The sequence below is a fragment of the Streptomyces sp. NPDC030798 genome (genome assembly GCF_055572275.1).
The window spans coordinates 242,834-259,928 of record NZ_JBVIDR010000003.1; the positions used below are offsets into that span (position 1 = coordinate 242,834).

General features: G+C 73.7%; 17 protein-coding genes. 10 read left to right on the plus strand and 7 right to left on the minus strand.

The window, feature by feature from the left end; genetic code table 11:
* Window positions 1-34 precede the first annotated feature (34 nt).
* From ACZ404_RS09395 to ACZ404_RS09405, 3 genes are all read right to left on the minus strand, one after another.
* Complete coding sequence (locus ACZ404_RS09395; protein ID WP_468437618.1) at window positions 35-1,981, minus strand: collagenase; 1,947 nt, start codon at window positions 1,979-1,981, stop codon at window positions 35-37.
* A gap of 146 nt (window positions 1,982-2,127) precedes the next feature.
* Complete coding sequence (locus ACZ404_RS09400) at window positions 2,128-3,084, minus strand: LysR family transcriptional regulator (protein WP_468437620.1); 957 nt, start codon at window positions 3,082-3,084, stop codon at window positions 2,128-2,130.
* A 172-nt stretch (window positions 3,085-3,256) separates the two neighbouring features.
* A complete protein-coding gene (locus tag ACZ404_RS09405) occupies window positions 3,257-3,688 on the minus strand; it encodes a hypothetical protein (protein ID WP_468437622.1) in 432 nt (143 codons plus the stop codon).
* A gap of 212 nt (window positions 3,689-3,900) precedes the next feature.
* Here ACZ404_RS09405 and ACZ404_RS09410 point away from each other — a divergent pair, with 212 nt between their 5' ends.
* Genes ACZ404_RS09410 through ACZ404_RS09420 form a run of 3 tightly spaced genes read left to right on the plus strand, consistent with a single transcriptional unit; the run spans window position 3,901 to window position 6,813 of the window.
* Window positions 3,901-5,427, plus strand: a complete 1,527-nt coding sequence (locus tag ACZ404_RS09410; protein ID WP_468437624.1) for an alpha-N-arabinofuranosidase — start codon at window positions 3,901-3,903, stop codon at window positions 5,425-5,427.
* A 10-nt stretch (window positions 5,428-5,437) separates the two neighbouring features.
* Window positions 5,438-5,806, plus strand: a complete 369-nt coding sequence (locus tag ACZ404_RS09415) for a hypothetical protein (RefSeq protein ID WP_468437626.1) — start codon at window positions 5,438-5,440, stop codon at window positions 5,804-5,806.
* Between the two features lie 2 nt (window positions 5,807-5,808).
* Window positions 5,809-6,813 carry a LacI family DNA-binding transcriptional regulator gene (locus ACZ404_RS09420; RefSeq protein WP_468437628.1) on the plus strand — a complete coding sequence of 335 codons (1,005 nt, stop codon included), beginning with the start codon at window positions 5,809-5,811 and terminating at the stop codon, window positions 6,811-6,813.
* A gap of 64 nt (window positions 6,814-6,877) precedes the next feature.
* On the opposite strand, the gene ACZ404_RS09425 is transcribed toward ACZ404_RS09420, so the two are convergent.
* Window positions 6,878-7,552, minus strand: coding sequence for a class F sortase (locus tag ACZ404_RS09425; RefSeq protein WP_468437630.1), 675 nt, complete (start codon window positions 7,550-7,552; stop codon window positions 6,878-6,880).
* Window positions 7,553-7,823: 271 nt separating this feature from the next.
* Window positions 7,824-8,405, minus strand: a complete 582-nt coding sequence (locus tag ACZ404_RS09430) for a hypothetical protein (RefSeq protein WP_468437631.1) — start codon at window positions 8,403-8,405, stop codon at window positions 7,824-7,826.
* Window positions 8,406-8,647: 242 nt separating this feature from the next.
* On the opposite strand from ACZ404_RS09430, the gene ACZ404_RS09435 reads away from it, so the two are divergent.
* The 7 genes from ACZ404_RS09435 (at window position 8,648) to ACZ404_RS09465 (ending at window position 15,147) form a co-directional block, all read left to right on the plus strand.
* Complete coding sequence (locus ACZ404_RS09435; RefSeq protein ID WP_468437633.1) at window positions 8,648-9,688, plus strand: Vgb family protein; 1,041 nt, start codon at window positions 8,648-8,650, stop codon at window positions 9,686-9,688.
* Between the two features lie 85 nt (window positions 9,689-9,773).
* Window positions 9,774-10,649, plus strand: a complete 876-nt coding sequence (locus ACZ404_RS09440; protein ID WP_468437635.1) for an SCO6745 family protein — start codon at window positions 9,774-9,776, stop codon at window positions 10,647-10,649.
* A 151-nt stretch (window positions 10,650-10,800) separates the two neighbouring features.
* Complete coding sequence (locus tag ACZ404_RS09445; protein ID WP_468438140.1) at window positions 10,801-11,637, plus strand: fructosamine kinase family protein; 837 nt, start codon at window positions 10,801-10,803, stop codon at window positions 11,635-11,637.
* Window positions 11,638-11,819: 182 nt separating this feature from the next.
* On the plus strand, window positions 11,820-12,011 hold the full coding sequence (gene tgmA / locus ACZ404_RS09450) for a putative ATP-grasp-modified RiPP (protein ID WP_468437637.1): 192 nt from the start codon (window positions 11,820-11,822) through the stop codon (window positions 12,009-12,011).
* A 17-nt stretch (window positions 12,012-12,028) separates the two neighbouring features.
* The gene (gene tgmB / locus ACZ404_RS09455; protein ID WP_468437639.1) at window positions 12,029-13,012 is read left to right on the plus strand and encodes an ATP-grasp ribosomal peptide maturase; all 984 of its coding nucleotides are present in this window, start codon (window positions 12,029-12,031) and stop codon (window positions 13,010-13,012) included.
* A gap of 35 nt (window positions 13,013-13,047) precedes the next feature.
* Window positions 13,048-13,941, plus strand: a complete 894-nt coding sequence (locus tag ACZ404_RS09460; protein WP_468437641.1) for a Gfo/Idh/MocA family protein — start codon at window positions 13,048-13,050, stop codon at window positions 13,939-13,941.
* Between the two features lie 108 nt (window positions 13,942-14,049).
* Window positions 14,050-15,147 (plus strand): PP2C family protein-serine/threonine phosphatase, encoded by a 1,098-nt coding sequence (locus tag ACZ404_RS09465; protein ID WP_468437643.1) that lies wholly within the window; start codon window positions 14,050-14,052, stop codon window positions 15,145-15,147.
* Between the two features lie 55 nt (window positions 15,148-15,202).
* Here the strand turns inward: ACZ404_RS09465 and ACZ404_RS09470 are convergent, their stop codons facing one another.
* Complete coding sequence (locus ACZ404_RS09470) at window positions 15,203-15,643, minus strand: Lrp/AsnC family transcriptional regulator (RefSeq protein ID WP_468438142.1); 441 nt, start codon at window positions 15,641-15,643, stop codon at window positions 15,203-15,205.
* Between the two features lie 16 nt (window positions 15,644-15,659).
* A complete protein-coding gene (locus ACZ404_RS09475; protein WP_468437645.1) occupies window positions 15,660-17,009 on the minus strand; it encodes a transaminase in 1,350 nt (449 codons plus the stop codon).
* Window positions 17,010-17,095 lie beyond the last annotated feature (86 nt).

A 17,095-nucleotide genomic window follows, 5' to 3' on the forward strand; every position in this document is an offset into this window, starting at 1 on the left:
CGGTCGGCGGCCGCCTGTGCTGGGGGCGCGTGCGTCAGGCCTTCGCCGGCCTGGCGCAGGCGCCCGCGGCGCACGCCGTGAGCCACTGGTCGAAGTCGGCGTCGTAGCGGGTGCCGATGCCGTCGTGGTAGACGGCGTATCCGCCGGCGTAGTCACCGACGCGGAAGCGGGCGAGCATGCGCCCGATGTCGTCGGGGTGCCGCTCGGCCATGTAACGCACCGCGAGGTAGCCCCACGGATAGGTACGGGTCACGTCACTGTTGTCGTAGGTGTTCTCGAACAGGGTGCTCAGGCGGTACGTGTGCTTCGCCGCCTCCTGGATCGCCTGGTCGTCGGCGAGGCCGCGGTAGCTGTAGGACACGTACTCGGCGACGCCCTCGATCCACCACACGTCCGGCACCGAGATCTGCTCGGTGAAGTCGCCCTTCATGTCGTCGCGGCCGTCGAGGAAGTGCGTGTACTCGTGGTTGAGGTTCCAGATCCTGGCCACGAAACCGTCGTCGTAGTCCTTCTGGTACATGATCGACGTCGGCTGGTTGGCCGGGTCGGAGGGGTCGCCGTCCAGGGTGATGCCGCCGTTGTCGGTGCTGACGCCGTAGATCGCGCCGGCGTAGGTCTGGTAGTCGGCGCGGCTGGCGAAGACGACGAGCCGGATGGTCGAGACGTACTGCCCGGGTATCGGGCCGTCGGCCCCGACCAGCCCGCGGAAGTAGGCGTCCTGGTGCAGCACGCTGTCGCAGGCGGCGTCGAGCTCGGCCGCCGTGAGGGCCTGGGCGCGGATGGTGTGGTCCGCGTCGCAGTGGTGGGTGAGGGGCAGCGCGGCGTCGGTCAGCTTGGCGGGCAGATCGCAGACGTCGTAGTACGCGCAGTCGGCGGCGTCGTAGGCGTTCGCCTGCGTCGCCACCGCGACCCAGAGCCCGGCCGTCGGGCCGGTCATGGCGGTCGCGCCCAGCAGCTCCCTGGTCAACGGCCGTACCTCGTCCCGGAGTTCCGGGTGCTCGACATAACGGGCCAGGTTCATCCCGGCGTTGGTGTCCAGGAAGGCCAGGTCGGTGCCGAGCTGGTCGGTGTTGGCCAGCGCGAAGTCGTGCAGGGTGTCGACGATGCGCGGGTCGTCCGCGACCGCCGTCACGTACGCGGGGTTCCAGTTGCCGCGCCACAGGGGGGTGTAGACGTCGTTGACGGCCCTGACCATGCTGTCGATCGCGTCGTAGGTGCTGTCGTAGGCGTTCAGCAGGCGCCGGTAGACGGACAGGTAGCGCCCCTGCTGGTCGGCGCTGTCGGTGAGGATCACGGTCTCGCCGAGGATGTCGCCGTTGGCCGCCGAGACGTCCCGGGAGTGGCGGCGGGCGAAGAAGGTGTCCAGGCCGCCGGTGGTGGCGGTGGTGAGGCGGGAGGTGTACGGCCCCACGTCGCCGGGGTGGTTGAACTGGACGTAGTAGCCGGCGCGCAGGAAGAGGACCAGTTGCAGCAGGCTCCCGGAGTTGTCGCCCCGGTAGGTCGCCGCCGTGCGGCTGAACGCCTGGGCGACGGTCAGCATCTGCGGCTGGCGGAAGACGGCGTGCGCGTCGGCGCCGGTGACGGAGAAGAGGGTGTTGACGCAGTCCGCGGAGGCGGCCTTCACGAACGCGACCAGGGCGGACCCGCTGCGGCTGCCGAAATCGGCGGGGGTGCACGCGTCCGATGCGCGCGCGGCGTGGTGCGGGGCGGCGACCTCCATGCTGCGGGTGAACGCCGGTGCGTGGGGCGGGAGTTGCGTGGGGCTGAGTCGGCGCGCCTGGCTCGCCGGACGCTCGGTGGCGTCGGCGGCCGGGCCGGTGGGCGGGGGCCTGTGGCCGGCCGCCTTCCCGGGGGTGTGAGTGACGGTGCGGACCTGCGGCGGGGGTGCGGCGTGCGCCGGTGTCGACAGCAGGCCGGCCACGGTGACGCCGACGGCGGCTGCTCCGGCCATGCGTCTGGGCAGCGCGAAGCGATAGCGCATCTGGATTCCTCCACGAAGGGATGCGCCTCGGTGGGGTGGTGAGGCGTGTGAGGCACTGTCTCAGCGCGCCACCCGGGCCAACAATGGCGTGTGACATAGCACATGGCACTGACGGCTCATAACACCGTGCTGAATCCGTCTCTCGCCTACGATCCGGCGATGCTCCAGATGCGCGAGGCCCAGGTTCTGAGGTGCGGTGCCTGGGCGACCAGGTCGCGGTAGGCGGCGGTGGCCGACTGGACCACCGTCTCCACGACGTCGTCGCCGACGGCGTCGGGCCGCCACGCCAGCACGTACCGGCACCACAGGGGCGAGCCCGCCAGCGGCTTGACCGTGACGTGCGGGATCGGGCGCAGCGTCGGCTGCACGAGGGACACCCCGAGCCCGCCGGCGATCATGCTCTGCAGCTGGGTCTGGTCGCCGAGGAACTCGTGGACGGCGACCGGGGTGAACCCGGCGGCGGCGCAGGCGTCGTAGAACACGCCGGGCCAGCCCGCGCCGTCGTCCGGGGTCACGAACCAGGCGTCCTCGGCCAGGTCGGCGAGCTGCACCTGCGCGCACTGGCGCAGCCGGTGGCGGGCCGGCAGGGCGACGAAGGTGGGCTCGGTGACGATCCCGCGGTGTCGCACGGCGTCCGAGTGCCGCAGCTCCCGACCCGGGTAGTCGGCGGCGATCGCGGCGTCCACCGTGCCCTCCTCCAGCAGTTCCACGATCCGGGAGGAGGCGTAGACACTGGTCACGGCCAGGGGCAGCTCGGGCAGCCGGGTGCGGACGCGGGAGACGGTGCCCGAGAGCATGGGCGAGTTGGTCGCGGCGACGCGCAGGGGACGGCGCGGTCCTTCGGCGGCCGGGCGGCGGTGGCCGATGGCGTCGGCGCGGGCGAGCACGTCCCGGGCCTGGGCGACGACCTCGGCGCCGTACCGGGTGGGCCGCACACCGCTCGGGCCCCGTTCGAAGAGGGGCTCCCCCAGGTGGCGCTCGATGCGCCGGAGCTGGGTGCTGACGGCGGGCTGCGAGTAGCCGAGCTGGGTGGCGGCGCGGCCCACACTGCCCGCGTCGGCGATCGCGCACAGCACCCGCAGATGCCGCAGCTCCAGCTCCATCGGTCCACTCCCCCGCTGTTCGTCGGTCCCGCGCCGCGGCCACCGCGCCCGGCCGCACACTCTGCCGGGAACCGCCTGCTCACGGCCGCCGGACGGAAGGGTTCCATTGTGCCCCGGCCGGCACAAGCCGCAGGTCCGGCCGGGTCCACGGCCGGGGGTCCGGCGGGGGCCGTCAGATCGAGAGCACGTAGCCGAGCAGGGCCATGCCGATGACCGACGTGTACACCGCAGCCCGGTACCGGGCCGGGTAGTCGTGGCGCTCCCTCCTGACCCCGCGGCGCCAGTCGTCGGCCCAGGACAGGACGTACCTACGGGACGGGAGAAAGCCGATGGCGAACCCCGCCCACGTGAAGGAGTAGCAGACCAGCATCTGCCGGACGCTCCAGTGCTGGTCCTGGGCGGCTCCCACCACGACCATGCCCAGGCAGCACAGGACCGAGACGGCGAGGACCCCCGCGGTCAGCCGGGGCGCCCGCACCCACCGGTGGACGGCGAGGCAGACGACGAGGGTGACGAACGCCGCCAGGAGCAGCAGAGGCAGGAGGGGCAACCGGGCGAGCACGAGGGTCCTTTCCCGCGGTCGGACGTCACTGGTCGCGTCCATCCTCCTGGTCGTGCTCCCACGCCCACCATGCCGGAACCCGGCAGGTTCCGGCGCCCTGTCCCTGCCGAGGGCCGGCCCGCTTCGACGCCGCGACGCACGCGCCCGCGTCGCCCCGACCCGGCAGCAACCGCTCTCTTGACGTGCACGCGGCGGGATGGGAATTTTTTATCGATACAAGCACCGTCCACGTGGCCTCAGACGGGAGTCGCTCCGTGCCCACCGCCTCCGCGATCATCAACCTCGACATCGAGGGCCCGACGATCAGCCGCCATCTCTACGGTCACTTCGCCGAGCATCTGGGGCGCTGCATCTACGGCGGCTTCTGGGTCGGCGAGGACTCCCCGCTCCCCCACGAGGGCGGCATCCGCCTCGACGTCGTCGAGGCGCTGCGCGCACTGGACATCCCCAACCTGCGCTGGCCGGGCGGCTGCTTCGCCGACGAGTACCACTGGCGTGACGGCATCGGGCCGCGCGAACAGCGGCCGAGCATGGTCAACACCCACTGGGGCAACGTCGAGGAGAACAACCACTTCGGCACCCACGAGTTCATGGCCCTGTGCGAACTGCTCGGCGCCGAGCCGTACATCAGCGGCAACGTCGGCAGCGGCACCGTCCGGGAGATGAGCGAGTGGGTCGAGTACCTGACCCGGGACGGCGACAGCCCCATGGTGCGGCTGCGCAAGGCCAACGGGCGCGAGGAGCCCTGGCGCGTGCGGTACTGGGGCATCGGCAACGAGACCTGGGGCTGCGGCGGCAACATGCGCGCCGAGTACTCCGCCGACCTCGCCCGCCAGTACGCCACGTACTGCCGCGACCACGGCGACAACAAGCTGTACCGCATCGCCTCGGGCGCGAACGGGGACGACTACAAGTGGACCGAGACGCTGATGCAGCAGATCAGCTGCTTCGGCTGCGAGGCCACTCCGAAGAACTTCTTCCAGGGCCTGTCCATCCATTACTACACGCTGGCCGGCCCCTGGGAGGCCAAGGGCAGCGCCACCGACTTCACCACCGACGACCACTACCGGGCCATGCTGTCCGCGCGGCGCGTGGACCGGATCCTGACCGGCCACTCCACGGTCATGGACGTCTACGACCCCCGGCGCACGGTCGGTCTGGTGCTGGACGAGTGGGGCACCTGGTGGGACGTGGAGCCGGGCACCAACCCGGGCTTCCTGTTCCAGCAGAACACGATGCGCGACGCGCTGGTGGCGAGCACCCACTTCGACATCTTCCACCGCCACGCCGCCCGTCTGCACATGGCCAACATCGCCCAGACCGTCAACGTCCTGCAGGCGATGCTCCTCACCGACGGGGACGCGCTGGTGCTGACCCCGACGTATCACGTGTTCGAGATGAACAAGGGGCACCAGGACGCCACCTCGCTCCCGGTGCACCTGCGCACCGCGTCCGCCCGGCGCCGGGTCGGGGACGAGGAGCTGGAGACCGTGTCGGTCTCCGCCAGCGTGAAGGACGGGTCGCTGCTCGTCTCGCTGAGCAACCTGGACGCCGAGGAGGCGGCCGAGGTGACCCTGGACCTGCGCGGCGGCCAGATCGGCGAGCCGTACGCCCGCGTGCTCACGGCCGACAAGCCGCAGGCCCACAACACCCCGCAGGCGCCCACGGCCGTGGCACCGCGCCCCTTCGAGGGGCTGACCGTCACCTCCGAGGGCCTCTCGCTCAGGATCCCCCCGCACTCGTTCGTCACGGTCCAGGCGCCCGTGACCCTCCCGGACTGAGCGCCGCACCATGACCCGGGCCGAGGACGGCGCCGGGCAACGGCCGCTCCCCGCACGCCGGTTGCGCCCCCTGGACGAGGTGCCCGCCGACGCCGCGTTCCTGGCGGAGCACCCGCTGCCGTACGGCTGGGACACCGTCGTGGTGAACATCCAGTGGCACGACCCCACGGCCCGCGCCCACGGCCACAACGCGGACGCGCCGCTGGTCCTGGACGCCCACGGCCGTCAGCTCCCGGCACCGAACCGGTTCCCGTCCGCCGCCGCCGGGTTCGGCCCGCTCGCCCACGACGCCCCGCACGACGGCCGCAGTCCGACCATCGACGTGCCCGCCCCCGGCGCCGCCCTCTATCGTCTCGCGGAGGACACCGGGAGGAAGTGAACGTGACGACGATCCAGGACGTGGCGAAGGCGGCCGGGGTGTCGGCGATGACCGTCTCGAACGTCATCAACGACCGACCCAACGTCCGCCCCGCCACCCGCGAGCGCGTCCTGGAGGCGATGGCCCGGCTCGACTACCGGGTCAACGTGGCGGCCCGCAACCTGCGCAAGGGCCGTACCGGAACCATCGGCCTGGCGGTGCCGCAGGTGAACAGCCCGTACTACGGCCGGCTGGCCTCCGCCCTGATCACGGCGGCGGCCCGGCACGGCCTGCGCGTGGGCATCGAGCAGACCGGCGCCCGCCGGGAGGACGAGCTGGCGGCCCTGGCCCAGTCCCGCAACCGGCTCTACGACGGGCTCATCCTCGCCACCGTCGGCATGGGCCCCGCCGACGCCGACCTGCTCCGGGTCGACCATCCCGTGGTCATCCTGGGCGAGCGGATCTTCGGCGGGCCCGTGGACCATGTCGCCATGCCCAACGTGGCGGCCTCGGCGGCCGCCACCGGGCACCTGATCGACCGGGGCTGCCGGCGGATCGCGATCCTGTGCGGGGAACTGCGCGACGAGGTCGATGTGTCGACCCTGCGTCACCAGGGCTACCGCCGGGCGCTGGAGGCCGCGGGGCTGCCGGCCGATCCGGAGCTGGTGCAGTGCCTGCCGTCGTTCACCATGGACGCCGGTGCCCGGCGGGTCCGGGAGATGGTCGCACGGGGGCTGGACTTCGACGGCCTGTTCTGTGTGACGGACACGGTGGCGACGGGCGCGCTGCGCGGCCTGGCCGACGCGGGGGTGCGGGTGCCCGGGCAGGTCCGGGTGATCGGCTTCGACAACGTCGACGAGAGCGCGTTCCTCGTGCCCTCGCTGTCCACCGTGGACCCCGACCACGACCTGATGGCCGAACGGGCGGTCGCCCTGCTGACCGCGCGGATCGCGGAACAGGGGCCGCCGGCCGAGCCGGTGGAGTTCGTCAGCAGCTATGCGCTGGTGGTCCGCGAGTCGACGGGCTGAACCTGTGTGCCGCTGCCCGACGCCCCGTCCGGACGCCGCCGCGCCGGGCCGAGCGGCAGCGGCGTCACACGAGGTGGGCGAAGACGACCAGGTTGTCGGTGTAGTCCTTCACCGAGTGGTCGTAGTCCCCCGCGCAGGTGATGAGCCGGACCTCGGGGCGCGAGGTGTCGGCGTACACGCGCTTGCTGGGGAAGTCGTCCTTCGGGAACGTGTCCGTGTCGTCCACGACGAAGGTGGCCGTCCGCCCGTCGGCCCGGTCGACGGAGAAGCGGTCGCCGGGCTCGAGCTCGTAGAGGTTGGCGAAGACGGCGGCGGAGGTCGCCGTGTCGACGTGCCCGGCGATGATCGAGGTGCCCACCTCGCCGGGCGAGACGCCGTCGGAGTACCAGCCCACGAGGTTGGTGTTGGCCGCCGGCGGAGGCTCGAGCTGGCCGGAGGGGCCGATGGACAGGGCGGTGAAGGGGGCGTCCACGAAGATCTTCGGGATGAGCAGTCGGGTCGGCGTGGCGTGCGGCAGTCCCTTGCCGGTCCGGTGGGTGTCGGCCCGGGCGGCCTCGGTCGCGGCCGGGGCGCGGGGTGCGGCGTCCGGGGTGTCGTTCGGATCCTGGTGGCCGCCGAACACGGTGACGGCGAGGAAGGCGATCGCCACGCCCCACAGGATCAGCCGCCCTCCGCGGCCGGAGTTCTGCCCGTCCGGCGCCGGTTCGGCGGGAGACGGGGAGGAGGGATCTGCTGCCATCGGGCACCACCTCACTCGGGGTCGGCAGCACGGGGGTCGGGGGGTCGAGGTCGGGGGCTCGGGGTGAGCGGTTACGGGTTCGGGGCCGGGACGGGGGTGGGGGCCGGCGCCCCGAGGCTGCGGCTCGGGCCCTGGCGGCGGGGCGCAGTCGGCCCTGCGGCAGGGTCTTCGGAGCCGGAAGCGGTGTGGGTGACAGGGACTCGGGGGCGGGCCGCCGGCACGGTGCGCGCTGCGCCGGCGGCGGCCGCGTCCCCGGGAGACGGCGGGCCGGTCAGGGGGCCGATGCGACCGCCTTCTTGCGACGCAGCGCGTACATGCCGGTGGCGCCCACGGCGAGCACGGCGAGGCCGCCCGCGGTGACGCCGGGCGTGGCGAGCGCGCCGCCCCCGGTGTGCATGCCACCGCGCGGCTTCTCGTGGTCGTCGCCGCCGCCCCAGTCGTCCTTGCCGCCCTCGCTGTCCCGGCCGCCGCCGTCGTGGCCCCCGCTGTCCTTGCCGCCGCCCTTGTCCTTGTCCCGGTAGCTGTCGGGGTCGAACCTGCTGTCGTCCCGGTCCGAGGAGCCCCAGTCGTCGCCGCGCACGGCGGCGAGCGCGCCGCCACCCGTGTGCATTCCGCCGCGCGGCCCGTCGTGGCTGCGGTCGCCCTCGTCCCCCTTGCTGTAGTCGTTGTCGTGTTCCTTGCCGGACCCCTTGTCGTGGTCGCGGCCGGAGTCGCTGTCGTGGTCCCTGCTGTACGAGGAGTCGCCGTGGCCTCCGTCGTCCCCTGCGGGTACGGCGAACGCGGCGCCGGGTGTGGTGAAGGCCAGGGCGGCGCCGGCGGCCGCCGTGGCGAGAAGGATGCGGGCAGAGCGCATGTCGGTGTCCTTCCGCCGTGGCCGGGCAGCGGATACGGCATCAGCTGAATGGACCCGGCCTCGACATGAACCACCGTCAGTCAGCCGGTCCCGGCGCACCATCCGGGCCGCCCAGCCGGGTCATCGCGCCACCCGTCTGCCCCAGCGACACGCCGAAGCAGCCCCCGTCCGGCCCACCCCCCGGTCACCCGGAGGCCCGCCGTCCGGACCAGTCCACCGCCCCCGCCGGAGCAGGTCTGCCGATGCCCGGTGCGACCGTGCCGTGCCGGGGAGCCCGCCGTCTCCTCGCGGCGACGCTCGGGGTGCTGGTCACGGTCGCCGGCGTCGCGGCCCCGGCGCGAGCGGACATCGGTGGCGTGACGGACTATCCGATCACGACGACGGCCGACAGCCTGCCCACCGGAATCACCGCCGGCCCGGACGGCGCGCTGTGGTTCGCGGCGTCGGGCGCCGGCCGGATCGGCCGGATCACGGTCGGCGGCGAGGTGACCGACTTTCCCCTCCCCAGCCCGGACAGCTCCCCCTTCGGCATCACCACGGGCCCGGACCGGGCGCTGTGGTTCACCGAGGGCGGCGTGAACCGGATCGGCCGGATCACCCTCTCCGGCCTCGTCACCGAGTTCCCGCTGCCGACGGCGGACAGTCTCCCGGCCGGCATCGCCCCGGGTCCGGACGGCGCCCTGTGGTTCACCGAGCAGGACGGGAACAAAGTCGGTCGGATCACCCTGTCCGGAGAGATCACCGAGTTCCCGGTGCCGACTCCGGACGCCTCCCCCTACTCCCTCGCCGCGGGTCCGGACGGCGCCCTGTGGTTCACCGAACTGACCGGCGGGAAGATCGGGCGGATCGATCCGGCCGGTCGCCTCACCGAGTTCCCGCTGCCCGGCGACTCCCCCTTCCCCGACGACATCGCCGCCGGTCCCGGCGGCATGTGGTTCACGACGGGCGGCTCGAACCCGGTCCACCGCATCACCACCACCGGCGACGTCACCCGCTTCCCCCTCCCCGACCCGGACAGCGACCCGAGCGGCATCGCAGCGGGACCCGACGGGCGGCTGTGGTACGCCGACCAGTCCGGCCGCATCGGACGGATCGGCGCGGACGGGCAGGTCACCACCTACCCGGTCCCCGACGGCGGCGACAAGGCGCCCTTCCGCATCGCCCCCGGCCCGGACGGGGACCTGTGGTTCACCGAACTGTTCGGCAACGGCGTCGGACGGGTCCGGCGCCCTGCCCCGGAGGCCGCGAACCGGGCGAGGGCCCGCGTCCCGCGCGGACCATGAATGCGTCCCGCGCGCTTGTTATGACAGCGGTCATAGCGCAGGCTGGTCCCGACGGTACGGCAGGGCGACGTGGCGGGAGGAACCGGTGGCGGGTGGGACGGCGCGGGGCATGTGGGAGCGGCTGGAGCCGGTGCACGATCTCGTGTACTTCGCTCCCGAGGCGCGGCGGGCGGCACAGACGCTGGGGATGCGCGGGTTCTGGATGGGGTACTTCGCGCTGCGGGCGGCACCGCTCGGGGCCGTGTCCCCGTCGCTGGTGACCAGTTGCTTCTACGTGTTCCACCCCGCCCGGGTGCACCGTGCCCTTCCCGACGCCTGGCGGTACGCCGCCCCGAGCGACGTGCTGGCCGCCCGCACGGAGGCCATGGAGGCGGCCATGACCCGGCTCTTCGGGACGGAGGCGGTGCGGTCCGCGGACTTCGCCGAGGCGGCCGACCTCGCCTGGGAGGCGGCGGGGGCCGCCGACACGGCGGGGCGGGTGCTGGCCGCCGCCAACCAGGCGCTGGAGCGGCCGGAGAGCCCGGCCGCCCGGCTGTGGCAGGCCCTGACCACCTTGCGGGAGCACCGGGGCGACGGGCATGTCGCGGTTCTGGTCGGCACGGGGCTCGGGCCGGTCGAGGCCATGGTGCTCAAGGCGGCCGCCGGCGAGTCCGACGGCGGCTTCCTGAGGGAGACCCGCAAGTGGGAGCCGGAGGACTGGGCGGCCGCCGAGGCCCGCCTGCGCGAGCGGGGTCTTCTCGCCGAGGACGGATCGCTGACCCCGGCGGGCGTGGCCGGGCGCGCGGAGGTCGAGACGCGGACCGACGAGGCGGCCGAGCACCCGTGGGCCGCACTCGGTGCGGAGCGCACCGCGCGTCTCGCCGGGCTCCTGGAGCCTTTGGCCCGCACGGTCGAGGAGGCGGGGCTGCTGCCGCCCGGCAACCCGGTCGGCCTGACCGGACGGCAGACCGCGGGGCGCTGAGAGCCCCGTACGCCCGGCACGCAGCGGCCGCAGCACGCTGCCCCGATGTGGCCGAAAACCGTCGTAGCAACGGTCCAAGTTCCCTCATCCGGGCCTCATTTGCGGGTCGTACGCTGGTGCGGTGGTCAACCGGGACGAGGATCCAGGACAGGTGGCCGCCCGGCTCACCGGGCGTCGGGTGACGGGTGCGCGGGCGGGGGCGGGGTCGCCCGCCGAGGTGACACTCGAGGGCGGTACGGCGGTGATGGTCAAGCGTGGCGATGCCCCCGATGCCGTACGGGCGGAGGTGGCCGGGCTGCGCTGGCTCGGTGCGGCGGGTGCGGTGCGGGTGCCGGCGGTACTGGGGCACGACGAGTGGTGGATGGTCACCGAGCGGGTGGCGACCGGGCGTCCCGACGACGCGGCGGCGCTGCGTTTCGGCCATGCCCTGGCGGCTCTGCACTCCTGCGGTGCCCCGGCGTTCGGCGCGGCGCCGCCCGGCGGGCCCGAGGAGGCGTTCATCGGACGAGCCCCCATGCGGAACGCGCCGGGGGACGACTGGCCCGTGTGGTACGCCGAGCACCGGGTGCTGCCGTACGTGCGGGCCGCGGTCGACTCCGGCACGCTGCGGCCCGGGGAGGCCTCGGTGTTCGAGCAGGTCTGCGCGCGGCTGCCGGACCTCGCGGGGCCGGCCGAGCCCCCGGCGCGGCTGCACGGCGACCTGTGGAACGGCAACGTGCTGTGGGGCGCCGACGGCGAGGTCCGGCTCATCGACCCGGCCGCGCACGGCGGGCACCGGGAGACCGACCTGGCGATGCTGCGGCTGTTCGGCTGTCCTCGGCTTGACCGGGTGCTGGAGGGGTACCAGGAGGCCGCGCCACCGGCCGACGGCTGGCGGGACCGGGTCGGTCTGCACCAGCTCTTTCCGCTGCTGGTGCACGCGGTGCTCTTCGGCCGCGGCTACGCCGAACAGGCTCTCGCGGCGGCCCGCGGCGCCCTGGCCGCATGAGCGCCCGTCAGGGCCCTCACGGCGGCAATCCGGGCCGCCGCGCAGCCAGTTCGGACGTTCCCGCGTCCTCCTGTGCGACCACCCCCAACGACCCCTCTCCGGACCCCGGTTACGGAGTGTAAGGAAACCAATCACCCGTTCGATTCGTATAAGGACGTGAAAGCCGAATCAGGGAGAGACCCATGCAACCGTTCACGCTCAACTACGCACGCCCCGCAGTGCAGTTGGACGTCACCACTCCGTACTCGTACGACTCCGGACTGCAGTTGAACGTCCTCCCGGACGGACGGATAGCCGCCACCGACCATGCGACGTTGAGAGCGCTGGGAACAACGACCTCGACGGCCGGGTCCAAGACGCACTTCGACGACTGACCGCGGGCCGTCGGAAGATGACCGTGCTCATCCTGACCAGTGAAGAAGACGTGACGGCGGACATGGTGGTCCTCCGGCTCGGCGAGGCCGGCGTGCCCGTCGTCCGGCTGGACCCGGCCGACCTCACCAACGGGGTGGCTCTGTCGGGCGAGTACGTGCAGGGCGCCTGCCGTGGACATCTGTCCGTCGGCGGGCGCCTGGTGAGCATGAACGGCCTGCGCTCGATCTGGGTGCGCAGGCCGGGCCGGGCCGCCGCGCGCGCCGCCCAGCCGTCCGCCTGGCTGACGGAGGAGTCGGCCCAGGCGCTGTACGGCATGCTGCGCTGCACCGACGCGCGCTGGATGAACCATCCGGACGCCGCCCGCCGGGCCCGGCACAAGCCCTGGCAGCTGCGGCTCGCGCAGCGCGCCGGGCTCGCGGTGCCGGCCACGCTGATCACCACGTTCCCGCAGGCCGCCCGGGAGTTTGCCGAGCGTTTCCCGGACCTGGTGGTCAAGCCCGTCTCGGGCGCGCATCCGCAGGAGCCGCCGCGGGCCGTGCCGACCAGCCGGGTCGCGCCGGACACCGACTTCGCGGCCGTCGCGTTCGGCCCGACACTGCTGCAGCGGCGGGTTGCCAAGCGGGCCGACATCCGCCTCACGGTGGTCGGCGAGCGGCTGCTGGCCGCCCGCAAACCGGCCGACCCGGACGCCCACCCCGACGACGTGGACGTCCGTTTCGCTCCCTCGGTCTCGCCCTGGCTCCCGGCGCAAGTGCCGCCACGCGTCGCCGAGGCCGTCCACCGGTACATGAAGTGTGCCGAGCTGGCCTATGGTGCCTTCGACTTCGCGGAGGACGCGGACGGGATCTGGTGGTTCCTGGAGTGCAACCAGTCGGGCCAGTTCGGCTTCGTCGAGATGGACACCGGCCAGCCGATCGCCCGGGCCATCGCGGGATGGCTGGCGGGTGACGGGGATGCGGCGGCGCCGTATGCCGAGGGCGACCGGGACCGGGCGTGGTGAGGCCGTGGGGTCCGGTCCGGAGAGGGGAACGAAGGATGCGCATCGGACTGCTGGGAACGGGCCCGTGGGCCCGGGCGGCGCACGCCCCGGCTCTCGCCGGGCACCCCGGGCTGGACTTCGCCGGGGTCTGGGGGCGGCGCCCGGAGGCGGCCGCCGCGCTGGCGGAGGAGCACGGCGCCCGGACGTACGACGACGTGGACGCGCTGCTGGCGGATGTGGACGCGGTGGCGGTGGCGCTGCCGCCGTCGGTGCAGGCCCCGCTGGCGGTGCGGGCCGCCCGGGCGGGGTGCCATCTGCTGCTCGACAAGCCCCTGGCGGTGACGGCCGCGGAGGGGCGGGCCGTGGCCGAGGCGGCGGAGCGGGCCGGGGTGGCGTCGGTGGTGTTCTTCACCACACGGTTCCAGAAGGAGCCGGAGGCGTGGATCGAGGAGCAGGCCGCCACGGCGGGCTGGTTCACGGCGCGGGGGCAGTGGCTGGGAGCGGTGTTCACCGGCGACAGCCCGTTCGCCGCCTCCCCCTGGCGGCGGGAGAAGGGCGCGCTGTGGGACGTGGGTCCGCATGCGCTCTCCGTCCTCCTTCCGGTGCTCGGTGACGTACGGCAGGTGCCGGCGGCGGCGCACGGCCCCGCCGACACCGTGCATCTGGTCCTCGACCACGCCACGGGTGCGTCGAGCACGCTCACGCTGAGCCTGACGGCGCCGCCCGCGGCGGCCGGGGCCGACCTGGAGCTGCGCGGCGAGGCCGGGGTGTCGGTCCTGCCGCGCGGTTCGGAGGGCGCGGTGGCCGCCCTCACCCGCGCCGCGGACGCCCTGCTGGCCGCGGCCCGCACCGGCCGCGCCCACCCCTGCGACGCCGCCTTCGCCCTGCGGATCACCGAGATCCTGGCGACGGCGGAGTCCCGGCTGGCGGCAGGGACGCCCGGCGACTAGGGCGTGCATGGCGTCGCACGGCAGACGGGAATGGTCGGACAGGCCCTGGACCCGCCCCGGCAGGAAGTGACACCGACAGGGGTTCCGGGGGCGGCGTAGCGTGGGGATGTGGCATCGGTGCGCGGCCGGGAGTCCCGGGAGGAGCGCGGGTGGCTGCGGGGCGCACCGCCCCCGCGGTGGGTCCGGGTGCTGCCGGTGCTGCTCCTGGTGGCGGTGACCGCGGCCACGCTGACCACGCCGGACGCCAGCGACCTCGGCTTCCTGCTGGGCGCGATCCCGCCGCTGGCCGTCCTGTCGTACGGGCCCCTGGCGACCGGTGTCCTCGGTGCGCTGGTCGTGGTCGTGATGAACGTGCCGGCCACGCATCTCAACCGTCCCGGCAACACCGATCTGCTCACCGTCGTCTTCGTCGCCCTGCTGAGCGTGTTCGTGTCGTACGTGCGCAGCCGCCGGGACGCCCAACTCGTCATGGAACGGGCGATCGGGGAGGCGGTGCAGCGGGCCGTGATGCCTCCGCTGCCCGGTCGGGTCGGGCCGGTCGGCTGCGCCGGCTTCTACCGGGCCGCGCAGGACGGGACGCTGGTGGGCGGCGACTTCTACGACGTGCGGGACGGGCCGTACGGCGTGCGGGCGGTGATGGGGGACGTGCAGGGGCACGGGCTGTCGGCCGTGGCGACCGTGGTGTCGCTGCTGGGCGCGTTCCGGGAGGCGGCGCTGGACCAGCCGGACCTGGAGTCGGTCGCCGCCCGCATGGACCGCAGGCTCGCCGCCGACTCGGCCGGTGTCCGGCACGCGGAGCTGTTCGCCACCGCGGTGCTGCTGGAGTTCGCCGCGGACGCCCGGGCGGTGCGCGTGCTGGCCTGCGGGCATCCGGCGCCGGTGCTGCTGCGGGAGGCGCGGGCCCGGGAGATCACCGTCGCGCCGGGTCCCCCGCTGGGCATCGGACTGGTCGGCGTCGACGCGCCGAAGGAGGTGACCGTGGCCCTCGGACCGCGCGACCGGCTGCTGCTGGCCTCGGACGGGCTCTGGGAGGCGCGGGACGCCTCCGACTCCTTCTACCCGCTGCCCGAGCGGCTGGTCGCCCTCGCCGGCACCGGTCCCGCCGAACTGCCCGGGGCCATCTGGGCGGACCTCCACCGGCTGCGCTACGAGGTCCGAGACGACGCCAGCATGCTCGTCCTGACCCCGCAGCCCCCGCCCGCCTGAGCTCCTGCGTACCGGACCGCCCGGGCCGGCCCACGTCCCGCCGACCCAGATCCCGTCAGCCCACGTCCCAGAGGAAGCGGTGGGTGTGGATCCCGAAGTACGGGAAGGACCGGATATCGCGGACGCCCTCCAGGGGCCGCACCACGTCGTTGACGAAGTCCAGCAGGTTCTTCGGGCCCGGCGTGACCACCTCCGCGAACAGGTCGAAGCCGCCCGAGGTCAGCACCGCGTACACGACCTCCGGGCGCTCGGCGAGCGCGTCGGCGACCGGACGCGGGTCGCCGTCGACGCCGATGCCGAGCAGGGCCATGGCCTGCCCGCCCATGGCCATCGGGTCCGTGACGCCGACGACCTGCACGGCCCTGGACTCCAGCAGCCGGGTCAGCCGCTGCCGGGCCGCCGAGGGGGACAGGCCGACCCTGGGTCCGAGGTCGGCGTAGGCGATCCGGCCGTCGGTCTGCAGCTCGCGCAGAATGGCCCGGTCGGTGTCGTCCAGATGCACCACGGTCCGCTCACCCCGCCAGTTCGGCCAGGGCGGCGGCGAACACCTCGGTGTGGGCGTCGACGTCCTGCTCGGTGGTGTCGGGGCACATGAGCGCCATGTTGTGGAACGGGGTCAGCAGGATGCCCCGGTTGGCGAGGTGGAGGTGCAGGAAGTCCTCCAGCTCGGCGTCGGCGGCCGCCGCGGACTCGGTGCCGGTGCGCGGCGCCGGTGAGGTGAAGCGGTACTCGGTGCGGGCGCCGAGCCGGCTGACGGACCAGGGCAGCCCATGGGCCTCGATGCCGGCCCGGACGCCCGCCTCGAAGCGTTCGGAGAGCTTGGTCATCCGGGCGAAGGCGTCGTCGGTGAGCACGTGCTCCAGGGTGGCCCGCATCGCGGCGACCGACAGCGCGTTGCCGGCGAGGGTGCCGCCGACGCCGCCCATGTCGACGAGGTCCAGGTCGGCGCGGTCCAGCAGCCGGTCGGCGAGGCCGGCGGACAGGCCGTAGGCGCCGGCCGGGATGCCCCCGCCGATCGCCTTGCCGATGGTGAGCAGGTCGGGCTCCAGGTCCCACGCCGCCGTGCAGCCGCCCGGGCCGGCGGAGAAGGTGTGCGTCTCGTCGTTGATGAGCAGGGTGCCGTACCGCCTGGTCAGCTCGCGGACGCCGGCGAGGTAGCCGGGTTCGGGCAGGACGATGCCGATGTTGGTGAGCGCGGGCTCCATCAGGACGGCGGCGACGTCGCCGTGGGCCAGCTCGCGCTCCAGTCCGGCGAGGTCGTTGAACTCGGCGACCCGGCTGGTCAGGGTGACGTCGCAGGGGGCGCCGACGTTGCCGGGGCGGGCAGTGCCGTGCCCGTCCGGGCCGACGACGATCAGCGACTCGTCCACGCTGCCGTGGTAGCAGTAGCTGTTCACCAGGATCTTCGGGCGCCCGGTGACGGCGCGGGCGAGCCGGATCGCCCACCGGTTGGCGTCGGTCGCGGTCAGCGCGAAGCTCCAGCGGGCCAGGCCGAAGCGGCGGGTCAGCTCGGCGCCGACCCACTCGGCGTCCTCGGTCGGCAGCATGGCGGTGGCCCCACCCAGGCCGGCGTACCGGTGGTGGACCGCCTCGGTGACGGGGGCGGGCGAGTGACCGGCCATCGCGCCCGTGTCGCCGAGGCAGAAGTCGATGTACTCGTGTCCGTCGATGTCGGTGATGCGCGCTCCGCGCGCGCCCGCCAGGTACCGCGGGAAGGCTCCGGCGGTCTTGTTCATCCAGGTCATCGGCACCCGGCCGAAGAGGTGGTCGGCCCGGGCGTAGGCCGCCCTGGAGCGCGGGTTGCGGCGTTCGGCCTCGGCGCTCTCCCGGGCCAGGAGGGCATGCAGACGCGTGCGGTCCATGGCGTACCTCGGTCGATGGGGTGACGGAACAGCGTGAGCGTACGACCGAAAAAGTGATCTGAGCAAGATGTCGCGCCCGAATCGAG

Bases quoted from the DNA above. Each gene is read 5' to 3' on its own strand.
- ACZ404_RS09430 (WP_468437631.1), bottom strand. From the start codon at position 8,405: ATGCGCTCTGCCCGCATCCTTCTCGCCACGGCGGCCGCCGGCGCCGCC.
- ACZ404_RS09435 (WP_468437633.1), top strand. From the start codon at position 8,648: ATGCCCGGTGCGACCGTGCCGTGCCGGGGAGCCCGCCGTCTCCTCGCG.
- ACZ404_RS09400 (WP_468437620.1), bottom strand. From the start codon at position 3,084: ATGGAGCTGGAGCTGCGGCATCTGCGGGTGCTGTGCGCGATCGCCGAC.
- ACZ404_RS09460 (WP_468437641.1), top strand. From the start codon at position 13,048: ATGCGCATCGGACTGCTGGGAACGGGCCCGTGGGCCCGGGCGGCGCAC.
- ACZ404_RS09415 (WP_468437626.1), top strand. From the start codon at position 5,438: ATGACCCGGGCCGAGGACGGCGCCGGGCAACGGCCGCTCCCCGCACGC.
- ACZ404_RS09475 (WP_468437645.1), bottom strand. From the start codon at position 17,009: ATGGACCGCACGCGTCTGCATGCCCTCCTGGCCCGGGAGAGCGCCGAG.
- ACZ404_RS09405 (WP_468437622.1), bottom strand. From the start codon at position 3,688: ATGGACGCGACCAGTGACGTCCGACCGCGGGAAAGGACCCTCGTGCTC.
- tgmB (WP_468437639.1), top strand. From the start codon at position 12,029: ATGACCGTGCTCATCCTGACCAGTGAAGAAGACGTGACGGCGGACATG.
- tgmA (WP_468437637.1), top strand. From the start codon at position 11,820: ATGCAACCGTTCACGCTCAACTACGCACGCCCCGCAGTGCAGTTGGAC.
- ACZ404_RS09395 (WP_468437618.1), bottom strand. From the start codon at position 1,981: ATGCGCTATCGCTTCGCGCTGCCCAGACGCATGGCCGGAGCAGCCGCC.
- ACZ404_RS09425 (WP_468437630.1), bottom strand. From the start codon at position 7,552: ATGGCAGCAGATCCCTCCTCCCCGTCTCCCGCCGAACCGGCGCCGGAC.